Source organism: Flavobacterium frigoritolerans (genome assembly GCF_025847275.1).
Classification (GTDB): domain Bacteria; phylum Bacteroidota; class Bacteroidia; order Flavobacteriales; family Flavobacteriaceae; genus Flavobacterium; species Flavobacterium frigoritolerans.
This window is the reverse complement of record NZ_JAOZEV010000001.1, coordinates 275514-295931: the sequence shown is the minus strand read 5'-3', so window position 1 is coordinate 295931 and position 20418 is coordinate 275514. Positions and strand designations below refer to the sequence as shown.

Genomic DNA, 20418 nt, shown 5'->3' with positions numbered 1-20418 from the left:
TTTAAACTAATCCTTTTATCTTAGCGTGTTGTAATAATAAAATGGTTTTAGCGTCTTTTATTTCGCCAGTCGCAATCATATTGTATGCTTCATCAAAAGTAATTTCTAGTACTTCAATATTTTCATTTTCACTATCAAGCCCTCCGCCTTCACTAACTTTCATAGTTTGGTCATATTCTCCTGTAAATAAATATAAAATTTCGGTAACAGATCCTGGCGACATATAAGTTTCGATTACTTTGTCTACATTTTTTAACCGATATCCTGTTTCTTCTTCAGTTTCTCTTATGATACATTCTTTAGGATTGTCTTTGTCTAATAGTCCAGCACAGACTTCAATCATCATTCCAGAATCATTCCCGTTAAGATAAGTAGGCATGCGAAACTGTCTGGTAAGAACTACTGTTTTCTTTTTGGAATTATAAAGTAAAATTGCAGCTCCATTTCCTCGATCATATACTTCTCGGTTGTGAGTTTCTTGTGTTCCATTATTCTTTTGATAGTCAAAAGTTACTTTGTTTAATATGTACCAATTATCAGATAACAGTTTAGTTTCTGTTATTTTTATTTTAGGATTGCTCATGTGTCAATTTTTTTGGGCAAAAAAAACGCTCTGAAATCCAGAGCGTTTAGTTTTTTTATTTAAGTATCGTTTGTTTTCTGTCTGGACCTACAGAAACAATTTTGATAGGTACTTCAACTTCTTTTTCGATAAACTCGATATATTCTTTTAATTCAGCTGGTAACTCTTCGTAAGTTGTCATTCCAGTTAAATCTGCTTGCCATCCTTTGAACTCTTTATAGACAGGAGTTACATTTTCTGGTTCGATATTATAAGGAAAGTGAGAAATGTTTTTTCCTTTGTAATTATATTCAGTACATACTTTTAAAGTTTCAAATCCAGAAAGTACATCCCCTTTCATCATCATTAATTGTGTAACACCGTTTACTTGAACAGCGTATTTTAATGCTACTAAGTCTAACCATCCACAACGTCTTTGTCTTCCTGTAACTGAACCAAATTCGTTTCCAATTTTTGCCATTGTAGCTCCAACTTCGTCAAAAAGTTCAGTTGGGAAAGGACCACTTCCTACACGAGTTACGTATGCTTTAAAAATTCCGTAAACTTCTTTAATTTTGTTTGGCGCAATTCCTAAACCAGTACATGCTCCAGCAGCAGTAGTGTTAGATGATGTTACAAAAGGATATGTTCCAAAATCTACATCTAATAAAGATCCCTGAGCACCTTCGCATAAGATAGATTTACCTGCTTTTTGAGCTTGGTGCATATACTCTTCACTATCAATAAAATCTAATTTTTTTAATTCTTCAATAGCTTCAAAAAATTCTTTTTCAAGTTCTGCTAAGTTATATTGGATAGCAACGTCATAAAAAGCAATCATAGCTTCGTGTTTATCGGCTAATGCTCTATAGCGTTCTTTGAAGTCTTCTAATTCGATATCCCCAACACGTAAACCATTTCTACCTGTTTTGTCCATGTAAGTTGGACCAATACCTTTTAATGTAGAACCAATTTTTGCTTTTCCTTTTGATGCTTCCGAAGCTGCATCAAGTAGGCGGTGTGTTGGTAAAATTAAATGTGCTTTTCTAGATATAATTAATTTGCTTTTGATGTCTAAATTAAATTTCTCTAAACCTTCAATTTCTTTTTGAAAAACCACAGGGTCAATTACAACTCCATTACCAATAATATTAATAGATTTCTCGTGAAAAATTCCTGAAGGAATTGTTCTTAAAACATGCTTTATTCCGTCGAACTCTAAAGTGTGTCCTGCATTTGGCCCACCTTGAAAACGAGCAATAATGTCATAATTCGAGGTAAGAACGTCTACAATTTTTCCTTTACCTTCATCTCCCCATTGTAATCCTAGTAATAAATCTACGGTCATTCTGTTTTTAATTTTAATTGTAGAGGTAGTTTTTTGCTACCTGCTCAGATTAATTAGTTGTCTATTTTATTTAAATATTTTGAGAACAATCTTTTTTATTGATTGTCTATTTTTTGTTTTTTGTTTCCGTAAAAATATAAGGAATGATTCGTGATCTCGATATCAAATATTTCTTCGATTGTTTTTTTTATGGTTTGGATTCTAGGATCGCAAAATTCGATTACTTCACCAGAATCAGTCATAATAATATGATCGTGTTGTTTGTCAAAATACGATTTCTCGTAATAGGCTTGATTTTGCCCAAATTGATGTTTACGAACTAAAGCACAATCTAATAATAACTCTATCGTGTTGTATAGAGTAGCTCTACTTACACGATAATTTTTGTTTTTCATTTTGATATACAAGTTTTCAATATCAAAATGTTCTTCGCTATCGTATATTTCCTGAAGTATAGCATAACGCTCAGGAGTTTTACGATGGCCTTTTTGCTCAAGATATAATGTAAAAACATTTTTTACAATTTCTTGATTTTTGTTGTTGTCAGTTGAAATGAGTGTCATATCCTGCAAAGATAATTTATTATTTTAAATGAATAAAAGTTTCCTGTTTAAAGTTTCACGTTCAAATGTTTAATCTTAAAAATTCAGGGACTTACGTTCTGTATTCTCTGGTTACTTTCTCTACACCATCAATTTTTTTGATATTGTTAATCATTTTCTTTAGTATAGAGTTGTTTCGTACGATTACCGCAATCTGACCATGAAAAATTCCTGCATCGGTACTCAAAGAGATACTCTGAATGTTTACGTTCATGTTATTAGAAATAACTTTGGTTAGTTGGTTGGTCAGTCCTAAAACGTCCATTCCGGTAATATTTATAATAGCTTTAAATTCCTCTTGCGATGAATCAATCCATTTGGCTGTCATAATTCGGTAAGCATAGTTTGATTGCATACCAATGGCATTTGGACAGTCTTTTTTGTGAACTTTTATTCCTTCATTTATTGTTACAAAACCAAAAACATCATCACCAGGAATTGGATTGCAGCATGGTGATAATTTATAATCAAGTTTATCATGCTCTGTTCCAAAAACCAACATATCATAATTACTGCTAATTACAGGTTTATGAATGTCTGTATCGGCTGTAGTGGTATTGTTGCGTTTTATCTTGTTTTTAAAGAAATTAATAAACGAGTTGCTTTTTTGGGCAGCATAGTCTTTTAATTGCTGATTCTCGATTGCGCCAACTCCCACTCTGTAAAATAAATCTAAACTTGTTTTGAGTTTAAAGAAATTAACTAACTCGTTTATAACTTGTTCGTTAATTGTTATTTTTAAGTGCTTTAGTTTACGGGTAAGTAATTCTTTTCCTTCTTCGGCAATCTTTTTGGTGTTCTCGTTTAAAACGTTTTTAATTTTGGTTTTTGCTCGGGATGTGGTAACGTAATCCAGCCAGTTTATGGTTGGTTTTTGGTTTTGAGAAGTAATAACTTCAACTTGATCACCACTTTTTAATTCGTAGTTAAGCGGTACTAATCGTCCGTTAACACGTGTTCCGCGAGTTTTTATTCCTATTTCGGAGTGAATGCTAAAGGCAAAATCTAATGAAGTTGCTCCTTTTGGAAGTGATTTAATTTCGCCTTTTGGGGTAAATACAAAGATTTCTTTTGAATATAAATTCATTTTAAAATCTTCAACAAAATCTACTGCATTTGTTTCTGAGTTTTCTAAAGCTTCACGGAGTAGGTTTAGCCAAACATCAAGGCCACTTTCTTCTGTGGCTCCATTTTTATATTTGTAATGTGCCGCATATCCTTTCTCAGCAATTTCATCCATGCGCTCACTTCGAACCTGAACTTCGATCCAGCGGCCTTTTGGCCCCATAACAGTTATGTGTAAAGCTTCATAGCCAGTAGATTTTGGTGATGAAATCCAATCACGTAAGCGACTTGGGCTTGGTCGGTAATGGTCGGTTACGATAGAATATATTTTCCAAGCTAGAAACTTTTCGTCATGAGGATTGGATTTGTACACTATTCGAATCGCGAACTTATCATAAACTTCATCGAAGCTTACGTTTTGTGCACGCATTTTTCTTCGAATGGAATAAATAGATTTCGGACGCCCTTTTATCATGTATTCAATTCCTTCTTCATCCAAAGATTTTTTCAGTACATCCGATATATCTTTGATATAAGCGTCTTGTTCTTCTTTAGTTTCTCGAATTTTACTTACGATATCATTATAAACTTCTGGTTCAGTATATTTTAATCCTAAATCTTCAAGTTTAGTCTTGATGTTATACAGCCCTAAGCGGTGAGCAAGAGGCGCATAAATGTATAAAGTTTCCGATGCAATTTTGGTTTGTTTGTACTCAGCCATTGAATCCATTGTTTGCATATTATGCAAACGATCGGCTAATTTTATCAAAATTACACGAACATCATCATTTAAAGTAAGAATCATTTTACGGAAATTTTCCGCTTGCATTGATGCATTTAAATCTCTTTGCACCATCGAAATTTTAGTTAATCCTTCTACAAGTTGTGCCACTTTAGGATTAAATAAGCGTTCAATGTCCAGAACTGTCAGAGGAGTGTCCTCAACAACATCATGTAATAAGGCAGCAGCAATTGAGGTAGCTCCCAATCCAATTTCGGAAGCGACGATTTTTGCAACAGCAATAGGGTGGAAGATATAAGCTTCACCCGATTTTCGTCGTTGTTCTTTATGAGCATCAACAGCAACATCAAAAGCTTTTCGAATTAATTTTTTGTCTGTAGGACTTAAAGTCTGATAACTAATTCGAAGCAATTCTTTGTATTCCTGTGCGATTGCTTTATTCTCTTTTTCAATATCTATCTCTGTCATAAGTACGCCTGGTTCAATTCCCTAAAAATAAGAATAAGTTTCAATATACACAAGGGAATGGGAGTGTTTTAAATATTGAAAATAGAATAAAATGTTTTAAAAAATAAATATTTTTTAAACATAAAAAAACACTATCCTAAAATAGTGTTTTGATTTTTAAGTTGTTATGTTTTGTTGTTTGAGTTTTAAAGATTTAAATGGGTTTGTCTGATAAAGAATTAAAATAAAGAGCTATTGCATCCTCTAAATATATTTTCTTTTTTTGTCCTTTGTTACTTTGAGTCTTTGTTGCTCGGAAACTATAAAATTCATGGAATTTTAGTAAAGTCCAAGTCTTGAAAATCGTAACTAAAATCGGTTAATTCAGATATTGGCTCCATTTTTAAGTTTGCTGCTTTTCCGTTAGAATCATATTTAAAGAATAAATGAGCATCGGCATGAAAATAAGCATTATCCCATTTTACTACATAATTCCCATCTTTATAAAAGAATACTTCTCCAACCAGTTGTGGAGACCGTTTTGATGCAAAATAAACTTTCCCCTTTTTCTCAATAATCGTTATTTCTCCAAACCAATTGTCTTTGTAAGTTCCAGTAATTTTGGAGAAATCAGTTTTTATTTTGTCTTTTTTATTTTTTGCAACAACAGCCCAGACTGCATCAGTTACTTTATCTGCAGTTTCGACATTGGCTTTCATGCGATTGCTGTATAGTGCAACGTAATCTTCAGATTTAATTCCTAAATAACTGTCTTTTATAGTATTGGTAATAGCTGTAAATGCTGCACCAGATTGCTGATTTGTTAAGACTATAATTCCTAATTGTAGTTCAGGAATTAAAGTAACCTGAGTAACAATACCTTCTAAGCCACCTGTATGAGTAACTTGTTTGTTTCCTTTTACATCGCTCAAAAACCAGCCTAAACCATATCCGCTAAAATGAGTATTATATGGTGCTCTAGGTTTTACTGGAATTATAGTTTGTAATTGCCACATTTCGTCATGTTCTTTTTCGGAAAACAACTGCTTGTTTTCTGGGCCATATTTTCCATTATTCATTTGCATAATTGCCCATTTACTCAAGTCGTTTACGCTAGAATAAATACCAGCGGCAGCATCAAAAAGTTGGTTCTTATATCTGCTGATTACTTTTAGTTTTCCGTTTATAGGTACATGTGGAACAATGATATTTGTTGAGTCTTTTAAACGTAAAAAGGATGCAGCACTATGATTCATTTCTAGTGGTTTCATGATGCGTTCTTCAATAAAATCGCCCCAACTTTTTCCGCTAACAGCATGAACGATTTCTCCAGCAACTATATATAATAAATTATCGTAATCGTATTTGGTTCTAAAACCCGAAACAGGTTTTAAATATTGTAAGTTTTGGGTAATATCCTGTACTGTAAAATCACTTCCGTCAGGCCATATCATTAAATCTCCTGCTCCAAGACCTAGCCCGCTGCGGTGAGTTAGTAAATCACGAATCGTAAATTCCTGTGTTACATATTCATTGTACATTTTAAAATTAGGAAGGTATTTTATCACTTTATCGTCCCATTTGATTCTGCCTTCATCAACTAAGATGGCCAAAGCAGCACTTGTAAAAGCTTTACTGTTTGAAGCAATTCCGAATAACGTATTTGCATCTACTTTTTCTTTTGTTAAGATAGATTTTACTCCATAACCTTGAGCATGAACGATTTTTCCATCTTTAATAATAGCAACAGCAATTCCGGGAACATTAAATGTTTTTAGCGTATTTTCTACCAATGTATCAACTTCTTTATTGGTAATTTGTGCAGAAATAGAGAAACTGAATAATAGTGCTAAGAGTGATACTTTATAGTTCATGCTTTAAATTTTATAATTGATTAAAACCTCGTTGCCTTTTTGCTTCAAAAATTAATATGGCTGCCGCAACTGAAACATTCATGCTGTCTATTTCACCTTCCATTGGGATGATGATATTTTGAGTTGCTGCATCTCTCCATTCTTGAGTTAATCCTGTGGCTTCGGTGCCTACAACCAAGGCTGTTGGAGTAGTAAAGTCCTGTGTGTGGTAAGAAGTCGAGTTTTGAAGTGTAGCGCAATAAAAATTAATTTTATTTTCTTTTAAAAAAGTAATAATTTCGGTAGTTGTCCCTGTTGCAATTTGGTTGGTAAATAAGCAACCTACGCTAGAGCGAACAATATTTGGATTGTACAAATCGCTTTTAGGATTGGCAATGATTACTGCATTTAAATTGGCTGCATCGGCAGTACGTAATAGCGCACCAATATTCCCAGGTTTTTCTGGGGCTTCGGCAACAAGAATCAATGGGTTGTCTGTTAATTTTAAATCTGATAATTGTAATGATTTGGTTTTGGCTATAGCCAAAACACCTTCGGTCGTATCACGATAAGCCAGTTTTTGATAAACTTCCTTATTGATTTCGATTAAATTAACTTGTTTGCCTGTTAATTTGTTGATTTCGTTTTCTGAAATTAATTCGGGTAAAAACAATACTGTTTCTATTTCATAATTTCCTTTTATAGCTAATGAAATTTCACGTTTTCCTTCAATTAAAAACGTTCCTGTTTGTTTACGTGCTTTTGCTTTTTCTTGCAATAACACTAATGATTTTATGAATGGGTTTTGTATCGAAGTAATTTGTTTCAAGGGAAAAGGTGCTGAGTTTGTAAGTGGCTAAGGTAATAAGATTTTTTAAATTTTAAATTCAATACTTTTTTTTAGAAAATCACTAAATTTATTAATTGCAGTTAGCATCAGTTTATAAAGAGTATTTCTTTATTTTTGTCAGAATTGTAGATTTTATTTTCATTTTAAAAGCATATAAATGTTTAGCTTATTAGATATCATTGGGACAATGGCATTTGCTATGTCTGGCGCGTTGACAGCAATGAATAAAAGACTGGATCCATTCGGGGTTTTTATAATTGCCTTTGTTACTGCAGTCGGTGGAGGTACAGTACGTGATGTTTTAATTGGTAGAACACCTGTGGGATGGATGCTTGATTTAAAGTATGTTTATGTTATTTTTTTGGGATTTATTCTAGCGGTTATCTTTAGAAAAAAATTTGATAGACTAAGAACTTCCTTGTTTTTGTTTGATACGATAGGTTTAGGTGTTTTTACATTAATTGGGTTAGAAAGAGGAATACTTGCTGGTTTACATCCTATAATTTGTATTGCATTGGGGACGATGACAGCTTGCTTTGGAGGCGTTACTCGTGATATTTTATGTAACGAAATTCCTGTAATTTTTAGAAGAGAAATTTATGCTACGATTTGTATTCTAGGAGGTATTGTCTTTTTTGTATTGAAAAAATGGAATCTAAATGATGATATTTTGTATCTCGTAACCTGTATTGTTATAATTTTAGTTCGATTAATGGCAGTAAAATATAAATGGTATTTACCAGCATTAGAACACAAGCGATAAATGAATTCTAATAATAAATTGTGAAAAACTACACCGTAAAATTATATCAGGAAACAGATTATGAAAAGTGGAATGACTTTATTGGTCAAGCCAAAAATGCTACTTTCCTGTTTCATCGTGATTTTATGGAATATCATAAAGACCGATTTGAAGATTTCTCCTTATTGGTTTATGAAAATGAAAAATTAGTTTCGGTTTTACCTGCAAATAGAGTTAATGATGTAGTGTATTCACATCAAGGACTGACTTATGGAGGTTTGGTTTATGATGAAAAGGCAAAACTTGTTTCAGTTATCGAAATCTTTAAAAATATTTTAATTTTTTTTAATGAGAAGGCTGTTGTAAAATTACATTTGAAGACGCTTCCAGCAATTTATCATTTAAAACCTAGTGAAGAAATTCAATATGCATTGTTTTTAGCTGAAGCAAAATTGGTTCGACGGGATTCGTTGTCAGTTTTGAATTTATCTCATGAAAATAAAATATCAAAAATTAGGAGAAGAGGTATTCAAAAAGCTATTCTTAATGATTTAATTATCAGAGAGGAGGATGATTTTGAAGGCTTTTGGAACGAAATCCTGATTCCTAATTTAGATAAGAAGCACAAGGCAAAGCCAGTTCATACCTTAGAAGAAATACACTTACTAAAAAATATCTTTCCAGATAATATTCGCCAGTTTAATGTATATCAGAATGATAAAATAGTAGCAGGAACATCAGTTTTTGAAAGTAAAAATGTAGCACATTGCCAGTATATTTCTAAAAATGAAAACCAAGATAATTTAGGAAGTTTAGATTTTTTATTTGAATTTTTGATAAAAGAAGTATTTGCTGAAAAACAGTTTTTTGATTTCGGAATTTCTAATGAGAATCAAGGGAAAAAGTTAAATGAAGGATTGTCATATTGGAAAGAAAGCTTTGGTGCGAGTACAATTGTCCACGATTTTTACGAAGTAGAAACAATAAATTATGGTTTATTAAATAATGTCTTACTATGATTTCTTTTTTAGATTTAAAGAAAATAAACGAGCCATACAAAAAGGTATTTCAAGAAAAAATGAATGCAGTTTTGGATAATGGTTGGTATATTTTAGGTAAAGAAGTCAAAACATTCGAAGCATCTTTTGCAGCGTATTGTGGTGCAAAACATTGTATCGGAGTGGGAAATGGTCTGGATGCTTTAACGTTAATTTTTAAATCATACATTCAGTTAGGGAAATTACAAAAAGGGGATGAAGTTATTGTTCCTGCAAATACATATATAGCCAGTATTCTAGCTATTTTGCAAGCCGATTTAGTTCCGGTTTTGGTCGAGCCAAAGTTAGAAACGTATAATCTTAATCCAGATTTAATTCAGGAAAAAATCACACCAAAAACTAAAGCGATTTTAGTAGTTCATCTATATGGACAATTGGCAGAAATGGATGCAATAAATGAGATAGCCTATGTAAGTAATCTTTTAGTTGTTGAAGACGCAGCACAATCCCATGGGGCAATTAGCAATCAGCCATCAGTAATCGGCAATCAAAGATCAAGCGTTGCATACAGTTTTTACCCAGGGAAAAATTTAGGCGCTTTGGGAGACGGCGGTGCAATCACAACCAACGACTCAGAGTTGGCAAAGATTTTATTTTCGCTTCGTAATTATGGTTCAGAAACAAAATATTATAATGATTTTGTTGGTGTAAATTCGCGATTAGACGAATTACAAGCTGCATTCCTAAATGTGAAATTACCGAATTTGGATGCTGAAAATGAGCTACGAAGAAATATTGCGAAGAGATATTTGACTGAGATTAAAAATGAAAAAATAATATTACCCTTTTGGGATTTTTCAGAGAATCATGTATTCCATTTATTTGTTATTCGAACTGAAAAAAGAGACGATTTACAAGCTTATTTATTAGAGAATGATATTCAAGCCATGATTCATTATCCTGTTCCTCCACATAAGCAAAAAGCATTCCTACAATGGAATAATTTATCTTTTCCTATTACCGAAAAAATACATAATGAAGTTTTAAGTTTGCCAATAAGTCCAATTTTGACAGATGTAGAAGTCAGTTTTATTATCGAAATAATTAATAAATACTAGTTTGAATTTCGTTAAAAAATATACTCAGACCAATCTATTTAAAATTTCTTCCTTAAATAGTTTGAGTGTAATGTTGAAAATTGGTATTATAAAACCTTGACAAAAATTATAAAAAACTGAGCTGATATAGCATAGGTTATAAATCGTTTTCTTTATCTATTAGCATTTTCATGTATTTGAGATATAAAATTAATTAGTTAAGAAAATCTTAATTTTTTTTGTTTTCATGCAATTTTATTTAGTATGTTTGAGAGAATTAATCTACAAACAAAACTACAATAAAATGAAACCAACCTTTACTCTTTTATCTTTTGGAATATTTATATTAAGTACTATTACTACAAATGCACAAATTAGTACAGGTACAGGTGGTGGTATTTTACCAAACTCACCAACTTCTAATACTAATGTGGGTATTGGGACTAATAATCCAACATCGACATTAGAAGTTAATGGAGAAGTCAAAGCAAAAAAAGGAGTGTTTACTAATAGTTTACCTGATGGACAAATTTTTATTGATGCAAATGAAAGAAACGTGAAGAGTAACGTTTTTTCAGCAGGTAATTTTGTTAGTGCCACTAGTAGAATGATGAATTTTTTTGATTATCCAACTTCAAATATTAATAATAAATCGAGGTTTTGGTTTTCTATTGATGACAGGTCTGATAATCAAAGATTTAGGGTTTATGCGGAGACAGGTGGATACGGAGGCCTTGAAGTAAATGATGCTAAACAGAGAAATGCATTTAAAGTTGCAGAAGAGAATACTCCAGACGGATGTAATTTTAGTCATATCTCTATTCCTCAGGCAAATACTAAATTAATTATTGGTTCAAGTTATGAAAACCTAACACCTGATGAAAATGCAAAATATAAGTTGATAGTAAAAAGAGGTACATGTGGGGCAACATTTTTAGATGGTTCAGGTAGTGCTCTTATAGAAGGGAATATAGTATCTATGGGAAATATGAGTATCGGAACCTCAAATTTTGTAGATGGAGCAGATACCTATAGACTTTCTGTAAAAGGAAAGATAAGAGCAGAAGAAATAAAAGTTTACAGCACTTGGGCAGATTATGTTTTTAGTAAAGATTATAAATTGCCTAATTTAAAAGAAGTTGAAAAATTTATAAATAAAAATGGCCATTTACCAAATATGCCTTCTGCTAAAGAAGTTACAGAAAAAGGTTTAGAGTTAGGTGAAATGGTAAAAATCCAACAGGAAAAAATAGAAGAACTGACTCTTTATTTAATTCAGCAGAATAAAGATATGGAAGAGTTAAAAGCTCAAATGAAGAAGATAATAGAGAAGAAATAAAACAGTAACGTTACAAAACTATGAAATATTATTTACTATTAATTCTGTTCGGATTTTCGATAAATATAGTTGCTCAGCAAAAAATCACATTCAATTATGATGCTGCTGGCAACCAAACTTTGAGAGAATTATGCCTTTCAGGATGTACAGCCAAAATGTCTAAAGAAATCCCCAAAGAGATTGATGCAATTACAGATGAGGACTTACAAAAGTTCTCTCCTGAAGATGTTATATCTTACTATCCAAACCCTGTAAGAGAAGAATTATATCTTAAATGGGAATTAAAAGACGGTAATAGTGTTTCATCTATAGTGGTGTACGGTTTAAACGGACAAACACTAAATACCTACCATAAAACCAAAAAAATAAACACTCAAAATATTTCTTTTCAGAGTTACCCAACAGGTGTATACATAGTTGCTTTAATATATACCAGCGGAGATCAAAAAACAATAAAAATTATCAAGCAATAATTATATGAAGCAATTTTACTTACTACTTTTATTTTTTGTTACTCATTTAACATTTTCTCAGAATTTTACAGATACCAAAGGAGAATTACAAATTTCGAACTCAGGTACAGCAACCTATACTTTACCTATTGCTATCCCGCCAAGTATAAAAAGCGTAGCACCAATCATAAATCTTACCTATAGTAGTGGTGTTAGAGGAGGGATAGCTGGACAAGGCTGGAGCATTAATAGTATTTCTGCGATTAGCCGCATGGCAACCAGAAGGGATATTGATGGCTTTACTGATGGAGTCGATTTTGATGACAACGACAAACTCGCTCTTGATGGACAGCGATTATTATTAAAAACCGGAACCTATTGGGTAACTGGATCAACCTATGAAACAGAATATAAAAGCAATACTAAGATTGAATTAAATAAAGAAGGAACTACAACTTATTTTGTTGTAACGGCTCCCGATGGTTCAAGAAGTTGGTATGGTTCTCAAGGATCTGGAAATCTTCAAAACTCGATTTCTGTGAACTCGTGGTATATTGTACGTTATGAAGATTCTAATGGAAATTATATTAGTTACAATTATAAAACAGTAACTTACAATAACACTAATCAATTGTATATTAATACTATTGCTTTTAGTGGGAATACTATAGCAGGAATTACAGCTGAAAATAAGATAGTTTTTAATTACAGAGGATCAAAAAGAATAGAGAAAGATTATGCAAATGGAGCCCCTGTATATGCAACCCAAATTTTGGATAACATACAAGTTTCTGCAAATAATACCTTATTTAGGAGGTATAAACTTACTCAGGAAGCAGACCCTATTTTAGGTTATGAAAGAATAACTCAGATACAAGAATATAATGGGCAGGATGAAGCTTCTAATCCTGTTATATTTAAGTATGATAACACGGAAACCAAGACTACAAGAATTGAAAAAGAATATACAAATAACCTTGCTTTTGATAGAGTAGATGTAGCAGGAGATTTTGATGGTGATGGGCGATTGGATTTTGCTATGGGCGATAAAGTTTATACAAAACTGTTCCAAGAAAATAGTGGTAACGCTCCTATTGTTATGCCTTTTTTGACTTCTACTAATAAAACTTTTGCAGCAACAACTTTAACAAGTGGGAAACTGAATCAATTCAGCAGTATGATAAATCCTGTTGAAGAGCTTAATTCAATTACCTTTAATTATTATAATCTCAGTAACAATACTGTAAATCTAGTAAATTCAAAATCAGTGCCCATTTCAAACTTGGTATATAAAGAGGAATGCATTACTGGAGGTGGAGGAGCTCCAGAACACGGAGGCGGAATCACTGTTACTGATCTTACTAATCTTAACAACCAATATATTGAGGGAGATTTCAATGGTGATGGTATTTCTGAAGTGATAATATTTCAGTATTTACAGACTGATCACTATGAAATGGATGGCCCTTGTTTTGGCCCAAATGGAGAGCCATTAATGTGTACTTGTGTTTTTAAAAATACGAGTATTGGCTATTGTCCTAATTTTACTTATTATTTAAACTTAGCCCCAAATGCTTCAACTGAGTTAAATAGTAAAGATTTTATGACTATGACAGAACTTGTTTTTTGCAAACAATACGAAAATAAATTTGTAGCAGATTTTAATGGTGATGGAAAAACGGATATTTTGTTCATTGATAATACAACTAAAGACTATCGTATTGTAAGCATCAAACAGCTAACAGCAGCTCCATGGCATGAAGTAGAAATTATCGGAACAGGAAATTTAGATAAATATTCTAAGACGAAACAGATTCTTATTGGGGATTATAATGGAGATGGAAAAACAGATATTATGATACCCGATACAGAGGGAGGAGAAGGTGCAGATCATGCAAAATGGCACATCTATTACAGTAATTCAAATGCAGCTGGGGGGGATTTTTTTACTAAAGAAGCTCATAATATTGTAGAATACAGACCTGATACAAATGACGATTATAAAACACAAAGACATTATAGTAATTACTATGCAATAGACATCAATAAGGATGGGAAATCTGATTTGGTACGCGTTTGGAGGAATTACTACAAACCAAAATTAACAATCAATGACCATGACACCGAGTGGCAAGTAACAGGCTTTACTAATAATATTGGCAAAGTCGGTGCTTCTGTTTTCATACAGACGTATGCTTCAGAGGTTTTTGATTCCAATTCTCCCGATGTTCCAATCCCTATAGCTTCAAATTTCAAATACAATGCTGCTAATACTGATTTAGTGCTTGTTAGAGGACATTACAATAGAATTGAGTATTATCAATTTAATAAAAATGTAAATACGGATAACAGGTTAAAATCGGTAACAGAGGTTAGCGGAAACATTACGCAAACTATCGAGTACCAACCTATGGAAGCTGTCGATTTTAGATTTGGTAATGCCACAACTGATTTTTATTCTTCCAGCGATACAGCCCTTTATCCTGATATAGAAATTATTCAAAATCCAGAGAGTTTTTTAGTTTCTAAACTTACAGCAACAATAAATGGTATTTCTAAATATCAGGATTTTAGGTATAGAGGTTATGTGTCTAATTATAATTACGGTACAGTAGGTTTTACCAGAACCACAAGAAGTAGTTGGTACTTATCTCCAACAGACGCTAAAATATGGACTACTCAATACAATGATCCTAGTCTTAGAGGAGCAAATACCATTACCTGGTCTAGTACAAATGCATCAACCGTTTTTGCTGCAATTCCAACAGATTTGTTGAGCACCAAAACAAATGTGTTTGCTACTTATTCCAAAGGAGGCAATACACCATCTATCCCTATGCCTAGTGATATCAATATTGTAAATCCTGTAATTGCTAGTGCAACTACCAAAGCGAGTAATTCGATTACAGCATCATCAGTTATAAACAATGATTTAAATGTTAATTATCAGGCACCACAAATAATCTTAAAACCAGGATTTAGTGCAAAAGCAAGCGGTAATAGTATGTTTAGAGCCTATCCCTTTATAGAAAGCGAAAATGCACCAACAACAAACAGTAGTGTTTACAATGTATTGTTGACCAAACAAACTACCGAAGATCATCTTACGGGAATAAAAAACGAAACCAGTTTTACTTATGATGGTACAGTGGAGAGTACAAACTATTATGGTTTGGAGACACAAAGTATATCCAGACAATACAGCGGAGGAACGCTTCAGGGGACAAATACAACTAATACACAATATGACAACAACCCTACAGGAGTTGGTAACGGGTATTATATAGGAAGGCCAAAGAAAGTAAATTCTTCTAGCACTATATATACGGGAGACACTAGAACATCTGAGGAAAAATATACCTATACAGGAACAAATTTAACTCAAACAGAAAAAAAAGGACATAATACCTACGCTATAATAGAGGATATGATCTACGATACAGTAGGAAATTTATTGACTAAAAAAGTGAGTGCTCCAGCTGCTTCAGTCCCAGTAGCTGCCCGAACGATTACCGATGAATATGACAGTACGAAACGATTTGTAATTAAAAAAACAGATCATCAGGGGTTTGTTACCGATTATGCTTATAACACATTAGGTCAAGTAACCAAATCTACCAATTATATGGGAGTGGTTAGTGATTTTACCTATGACAATTGGGGAAAATTAACAACTAATACTAGTACGAATGTCTCACAAACACCTCTTGTTATCAACATTGTGTATGAAAAACGATCTGATGGTGGATATATGACAACTAATACAACTAATACGGATTCTAAAACGATTACTGTATTTGATGTATTAGGAAGAGCAGTTATTACTACTACAAAAGGATTTGCGGCTAATTCTATGGTGTCAAAACAAGTTGTTTATGATGCATTAGGAAGGAAGACTAAAGAAAGTGAACCTAGTTTGTCCTCTCCTGATAAATGGACTTTATATGAATACGATTATTTAATGAGGCCAACAAAAATCACATTACCAACTGATAAAATACAGACAATAGCATATAATGGATTAACTACAACTAGCACAGATGATGGAAGAACTACCACGGCTACTGTAGATGCGCTGGGTAACAAAATACAAACTACCGATCCTGGTGGGACTATCAGTTTTGTTTATTATGCTAACGGAAGCCTTAAAGAGTCCAATTATGAAGGAAATAAAGTAACAGTATCTATTGACGGTTGGGGTAATAAAGTTGCCATGACTGATCCAAGTGCTGGTACCTACACCTATTCCTACGATGCTTTTGGGCAAATAAAAACAGAAACTACGCCTAATGGAACTACTTCATTTGCGTATGATGATGCAGGGAAAACAACAGAAAAAACAATTAAAGGTACGAATACCGATAGTAAAACTACTTATGCGTATAATAGTTTAAACCAGATTACAAGCAGTACTTTTACAAATATATTTGAGAGTAGTGTTATTACCAATAATTATGAATACGATACTTATAAAAGAATATCGCGAACGATAGAAACAACTCCTTATGCAACTTTTACAAAAGAACTGACCTATGACACATACGGGAGAGCCGACAAAGAAACTTCAATAGCTGCAGCAAGCGGAAAAACAAGTGCTAAAACGGTAAAAAATACGTACCAAAATGGTTTTCCTTGGCAAATAGTCGATGATACGACACAACAAATTTTATGGCAAACCAATGCTCTAAACGAAAGAGGACAGCTCATTGGTGCTTCTTTAGGAAATGGTATCGTGATTAACAATACGTATGACCAATATGGTTATGCTGAAAAGTTTAAACATGATAAAACAGGAACAGCTCCTGTAAATATTATGACATTAACAACCACTTTTGAACCAAAAAGAGGCAACCTAACCAACCGAACTAATAGCTTATTTAACTGGAATGAAAATTTTAAATATGACGAATTAGACCGTTTAACAAGTTATTATAATGCGCAAGGAGTTCCAGAAACCCAGAGTTATGATGCCAAAGGTAAAATTTCTAAAAATAGTGTAGGTACATATAACTATACTGTACCTAACAAAACATATCAAAATAATTCGATAACGTTAAGTCCAGAATCTTTAACGTATTATCAAAATAGAGGATCTGGAGCAAATACAGCTCCAAGATTGGGAATAGAGGTTACCTACAATACTTTTAAAAGTCCTGTAAGAATAAGAGAACAAGGACGTGATGGAACTTACAACGATTATATAAATTTTGCTTATAATGATGGTAATGATCGTAGCACTATGTTTTATGGTGGATTACAAGATGATAAATTACAACGTCGTTATCGTAAACATTACTCTGGAGATGGATCGATGGAGATTAAAGAAGATGAAACAACAGGAACAGTAGAGTTTGTAACTTATATAGGTGGTGATGGCTATACGGCATCAGTTGTTTTAAAATCGGATGGGATAAATCCTGCAAATTATTTATATTTACATCGTGATTATCAGGGTAGTATTATTGCTATTACAGATAATAATGCAACTATTGTCGAAAAACGTCTTTATGATGCTTGGGGAGCGATAATCAAAGTACAAAATGGTGCTGGTGTAACTCTGGATGGCTTAACAGTTTTGGATCGTGGTTATACAGGACATGAGCACGTACAAAGTATGGGGCTCATCAATATGAATGGCCGTTTGTATGATCCGAAATTACATCGTTTTTTGCAACCAGATAATTTTATACAGGAGGTAGAAAATACACAAAACTATAATCGTTACGCCTACGTTCTTAATAATCCATTAAAATATACTGATCCGAGCGGTGAACTTGCTTTTCTTGCAGTTGTAGGTATTGGTGCAGCTGTAGCTGCTTTTTCCTATACTTTGACAGCTCTATTGGCAGATGTCCCTTTTAGTGTTGGAGGCTTGGCTAAATCAACATTTATTGGTGCAGCAAGCGCTGCGGTGACTTTTGGTATCGGTAATGCAGCAAGTTCATTATTTAGTACTCCTGCAATGGGATTTTGGCAGGGTGCATATCAAGGTGCCATAATTGGAGGCATATCAGGAATTGGTTCAACAATTGCTACTGCAGCATTTACAGGAAATAGTATAACTTTAAAAGCTGTTTTGGGCGGTGCTGTGACTGGAGCAATTGTAGGAGGAGTAATGGGAGGAATTCAAGGAGGAATTAACGCTGAAAATTCAGGAAGAGAATTTTGGTCAGGTCAAAAGTGGGAAGAGATAAAAATGGGGTATCAAGAAAAATCTCTTTTCTCGAACAAAGTGAATTTTTCTGACACAAAATGGGACATCGATCAACAAATGAAAATTCCCCAGACTAATCAAAATTTTGAATTTGATTGTACACATGCTTGTAAATTATCTGTTGATAGCTATTTTGGTGTTTCTGGACAGGAAGCTAATAATTTGAGTTGGCTAAAAAGAGCTAATACTCTTGATTCTAATGGCATTGGGGGGATTAAAAATATGAGAATAATGGGGATGTATAATGGGACAGGATATTCGACTAACCCGTTAGGGAACGGTTATTATCATAATTATGATGCGAAAGAATCTCTACCATGGATGTCTAATCAGATGGCGCAGAATAGAATCATTCAAATAGGTTGGATGCCTGATGGTACATTAGGACATGCTAGTTTAGTAACGAGACTAAGATATTTATCTGATTTCTCTAAATTTAGAATTGATATAATGAATCCAAATTCAGGTGGAACAAGTGTATTAAAAAGTTTAAAAAATATTCATCAAATTTTTAGTATATGGAAACAATAAAAACATTATTTGTTATTTTTCTTTTTAACATTAATTGTTTTGGGCAATCTAATAGAACTCATGATACAATTAAAATCAATTTTGATAAACAAAAATATATAAATATTGCTTTTGATAGTCTTAAAAAAAGATATAACTTTCAAAAAGAACTGTATGAAAAAGAACTGATAAATACTAATAAAAACGAAAGTATAAGTTTAAAATACAAATTTGAGGATTTGCATTTTTATAGTATTCCTATTTTTAAAATAAAAAAGAAAGGGCCATCTTTTTGTTACAAAAATAATATTGAATGCATTATAGATTTTGAAGGCAAATCTATAATGCAGAATGTCGTCGTGTTGGATGTTGAAAATAACATCCTTACAGCAATTGATATTCCAGATTTAAATTTTGTACTTCAGAATGATAACCCAATGAAATTAGAATTTAAGTTAGATAAGTTAGACACTGAAAAAATCATCTATAATTCTCTTTTATCATTTCCTAAATCCTATAAAAAACTAAATGATATTTTAAAAACAGAAGAAACAACTTTTATCTTTAAAATTTTTGGAATTGAAAATGTCATATTTGAAGTTTCTAAAAACAATAATAAGTTATATGCTAGTTATGTTGGTAATTTAGGAGGATTGATCTTCTCAAATAAAGTTATAAAAAAGGAAACTAAAAGACAGCACATGCTAGCTAATGAATATATTTTAAAATATATAGGTTCAGAAAAAATAAAAAACCTTGCAAAAGGGGAGGCTGAAAATATTTTTTATGAAGAAATAGAAGATGGATTTAAAAAATATTCTCATATAAAAAATAAAGAAATTTTTCTTAAAGTTATTACAATTGAATAACATATGTTAGATGTAACTATTCTGTCCATACTTAATGTTACTAATATTTAGAATATTGTTACACTAAAAAATAATTAAAGATATATAACTGTAAAAACAAAAAACTCATGAAACAAATTGTTACCTGCTTATTTTTAACATTATCATTAACAGCCTTTTCGCAACAGCTTACTTATAAAAGTGGAGGAACGGTTTATAATGCAGAAAACAAAAGATTATCATCCGATGAAGTTCGACAACTTTTAGCCAATAATAGTGAAGCACTAAGCCTTTATAATGCAGGGAGAAGCAAAAAAACATGGGGAAATGTTCTTTTTTATGGGGGAATAGGTCTTGTGGCAACGAACTTAATTATCGGTATGAATACAGATAATAGTACTACATCTTATCCTGGAAATGGATATTACCCTTCAGTAAAATCTGAACGAACAAATATGACTGTGGCTATCATTGGTGGGGCATTAATTGTTGCTTCTATCCCTATCAAAATAGGGTATCCTAAAAAGATCAAATCGGCTCTTGCAAAATACAATGAAGGGTTGGTAGAAAATTATAGTCCTGCTCCCAAAGCAACTTTATTAGCAAGTACAAATCAAATAGGTTTACGAATTGAATTTTAGGGCTATTATTCTTTTACTGAGTCGTTATAGTGTAATAATTATTGAAGTTGTCAGTTTCTTTGAAGATAGAGCGGATGTTTTAGAATGGAAAGAATTATAATGGCAGAA

14 protein-coding genes are annotated in these 20418 nt (G+C 32.5%); 8 read left to right on the top strand and 6 right to left on the bottom strand.

Features of this window, described 5'->3' with window-relative positions; all coding sequences use genetic code 11:
- Nucleotide 1: 1 nt before the first annotated feature.
- The 6 genes from nudK to OIU80_RS01240 all read right to left on the bottom strand — a co-directional run bounded on the left by nudK (nucleotide 2) and on the right by OIU80_RS01240 (nucleotide 7448).
- The gene (gene nudK, locus OIU80_RS01265; protein ID WP_264285300.1) at nucleotides 2–583 is read right to left on the bottom strand and encodes a GDP-mannose pyrophosphatase NudK; all 582 of its coding nucleotides are present in this window, start codon (nucleotides 581–583) and stop codon (nucleotides 2–4) included.
- 55 nt (nucleotides 584–638) lie between these two features.
- Complete coding sequence (locus OIU80_RS01260; protein WP_129537602.1) at nucleotides 639–1910, bottom strand: adenylosuccinate synthase; 1272 nt, start codon at nucleotides 1908–1910, stop codon at nucleotides 639–641.
- 95 nt (nucleotides 1911–2005) lie between these two features.
- A complete protein-coding gene (locus OIU80_RS01255) occupies nucleotides 2006–2473 on the bottom strand; it encodes a Fur family transcriptional regulator (RefSeq protein ID WP_264285299.1) in 468 nt (155 codons plus the stop codon).
- 91 nt (nucleotides 2474–2564) lie between these two features.
- A complete protein-coding gene (locus tag OIU80_RS01250) occupies nucleotides 2565–4787 on the bottom strand; it encodes a RelA/SpoT family protein (RefSeq protein ID WP_264285298.1) in 2223 nt (740 codons plus the stop codon).
- A gap of 308 nt (nucleotides 4788–5095) precedes the next feature.
- Nucleotides 5096–6640: a serine hydrolase gene (locus OIU80_RS01245; RefSeq protein WP_264285297.1), complete on the bottom strand. Its 1545-nt coding sequence runs from the start codon at nucleotides 6638–6640 to the stop codon at nucleotides 5096–5098.
- Between the two features lie 10 nt (nucleotides 6641–6650).
- Nucleotides 6651–7448 (bottom strand): TrmH family RNA methyltransferase, encoded by a 798-nt coding sequence (locus tag OIU80_RS01240; protein WP_264285296.1) that lies wholly within the window; start codon nucleotides 7446–7448, stop codon nucleotides 6651–6653.
- A gap of 178 nt (nucleotides 7449–7626) precedes the next feature.
- Here OIU80_RS01240 and OIU80_RS01235 point away from each other — a divergent pair, with 178 nt between their 5' ends.
- The 8 genes from OIU80_RS01235 (at nucleotide 7627) to OIU80_RS01200 (ending at nucleotide 20310) form a co-directional block, all read left to right on the top strand.
- Nucleotides 7627–8232: a trimeric intracellular cation channel family protein gene (locus OIU80_RS01235; protein WP_264285295.1), complete on the top strand. Its 606-nt coding sequence runs from the start codon at nucleotides 7627–7629 to the stop codon at nucleotides 8230–8232.
- A 20-nt stretch (nucleotides 8233–8252) separates the two neighbouring features.
- Nucleotides 8253–9230 (top strand): GNAT family N-acetyltransferase, encoded by a 978-nt coding sequence (locus OIU80_RS01230; RefSeq protein ID WP_264285294.1) that lies wholly within the window; start codon nucleotides 8253–8255, stop codon nucleotides 9228–9230.
- Nucleotides 9227–10327 carry a DegT/DnrJ/EryC1/StrS family aminotransferase gene (locus tag OIU80_RS01225; protein WP_264285293.1) on the top strand — a complete coding sequence of 367 codons (1101 nt, stop codon included), beginning with the start codon at nucleotides 9227–9229 and terminating at the stop codon, nucleotides 10325–10327. The genes OIU80_RS01230 and OIU80_RS01225 overlap by 4 nt, the downstream gene beginning before the upstream one ends.
- A 283-nt stretch (nucleotides 10328–10610) precedes the next feature.
- Nucleotides 10611–11645 carry a hypothetical protein gene (locus OIU80_RS01220; RefSeq protein ID WP_264285292.1) on the top strand — a complete coding sequence of 345 codons (1035 nt, stop codon included), beginning with the start codon at nucleotides 10611–10613 and terminating at the stop codon, nucleotides 11643–11645.
- A 20-nt stretch (nucleotides 11646–11665) separates the two neighbouring features.
- Nucleotides 11666–12118 (top strand): T9SS type A sorting domain-containing protein, encoded by a 453-nt coding sequence (locus OIU80_RS01215; RefSeq protein WP_264285291.1) that lies wholly within the window; start codon nucleotides 11666–11668, stop codon nucleotides 12116–12118.
- A gap of 4 nt (nucleotides 12119–12122) precedes the next feature.
- On the top strand, nucleotides 12123–18842 hold the full coding sequence (locus tag OIU80_RS01210) for an RHS repeat-associated core domain-containing protein (RefSeq protein WP_264285290.1): 6720 nt from the start codon (nucleotides 12123–12125) through the stop codon (nucleotides 18840–18842).
- Nucleotides 18830–19690 (top strand): hypothetical protein, encoded by an 861-nt coding sequence (locus OIU80_RS01205; protein WP_264285289.1) that lies wholly within the window; start codon nucleotides 18830–18832, stop codon nucleotides 19688–19690. Before OIU80_RS01210 ends, OIU80_RS01205 begins: the two co-directional genes overlap by 13 nt.
- 107 nt (nucleotides 19691–19797) lie before the next feature.
- Nucleotides 19798–20310: a hypothetical protein gene (locus tag OIU80_RS01200; RefSeq protein ID WP_264285288.1), complete on the top strand. Its 513-nt coding sequence runs from the start codon at nucleotides 19798–19800 to the stop codon at nucleotides 20308–20310.
- The last annotated feature ends 108 nt before the right edge of the window (nucleotides 20311–20418 follow it).

What these genes read in the sequence shown, in the direction of transcription:
- OIU80_RS01255 (WP_264285299.1), bottom strand. Translation starts at nt 2,473, where the DNA reads ATGACACTCATTTCAACTGACAACAACAAAAATCAAGAAATTGTAAAA.
- OIU80_RS01200 (WP_264285288.1), top strand. Translation starts at nt 19,798, where the DNA reads ATGAAACAAATTGTTACCTGCTTATTTTTAACATTATCATTAACAGCC.
- OIU80_RS01215 (WP_264285291.1), top strand. Translation starts at nt 11,666, where the DNA reads ATGAAATATTATTTACTATTAATTCTGTTCGGATTTTCGATAAATATA.
- OIU80_RS01205 (WP_264285289.1), top strand. Translation starts at nt 18,830, where the DNA reads ATGGAAACAATAAAAACATTATTTGTTATTTTTCTTTTTAACATTAAT.
- nudK (WP_264285300.1), bottom strand. Translation starts at nt 583, where the DNA reads ATGAGCAATCCTAAAATAAAAATAACAGAAACTAAACTGTTATCTGAT.
- OIU80_RS01225 (WP_264285293.1), top strand. Translation starts at nt 9,227, where the DNA reads ATGATTTCTTTTTTAGATTTAAAGAAAATAAACGAGCCATACAAAAAG.
- OIU80_RS01210 (WP_264285290.1), top strand. Translation starts at nt 12,123, where the DNA reads ATGAAGCAATTTTACTTACTACTTTTATTTTTTGTTACTCATTTAACA.
- OIU80_RS01235 (WP_264285295.1), top strand. Translation starts at nt 7,627, where the DNA reads ATGTTTAGCTTATTAGATATCATTGGGACAATGGCATTTGCTATGTCT.
- OIU80_RS01245 (WP_264285297.1), bottom strand. Translation starts at nt 6,640, where the DNA reads ATGAACTATAAAGTATCACTCTTAGCACTATTATTCAGTTTCTCTATT.
- OIU80_RS01220 (WP_264285292.1), top strand. Translation starts at nt 10,611, where the DNA reads ATGAAACCAACCTTTACTCTTTTATCTTTTGGAATATTTATATTAAGT.
- OIU80_RS01260 (WP_129537602.1), bottom strand. Translation starts at nt 1,910, where the DNA reads ATGACCGTAGATTTATTACTAGGATTACAATGGGGAGATGAAGGTAAA.
- OIU80_RS01250 (WP_264285298.1), bottom strand. Translation starts at nt 4,787, where the DNA reads ATGACAGAGATAGATATTGAAAAAGAGAATAAAGCAATCGCACAGGAA.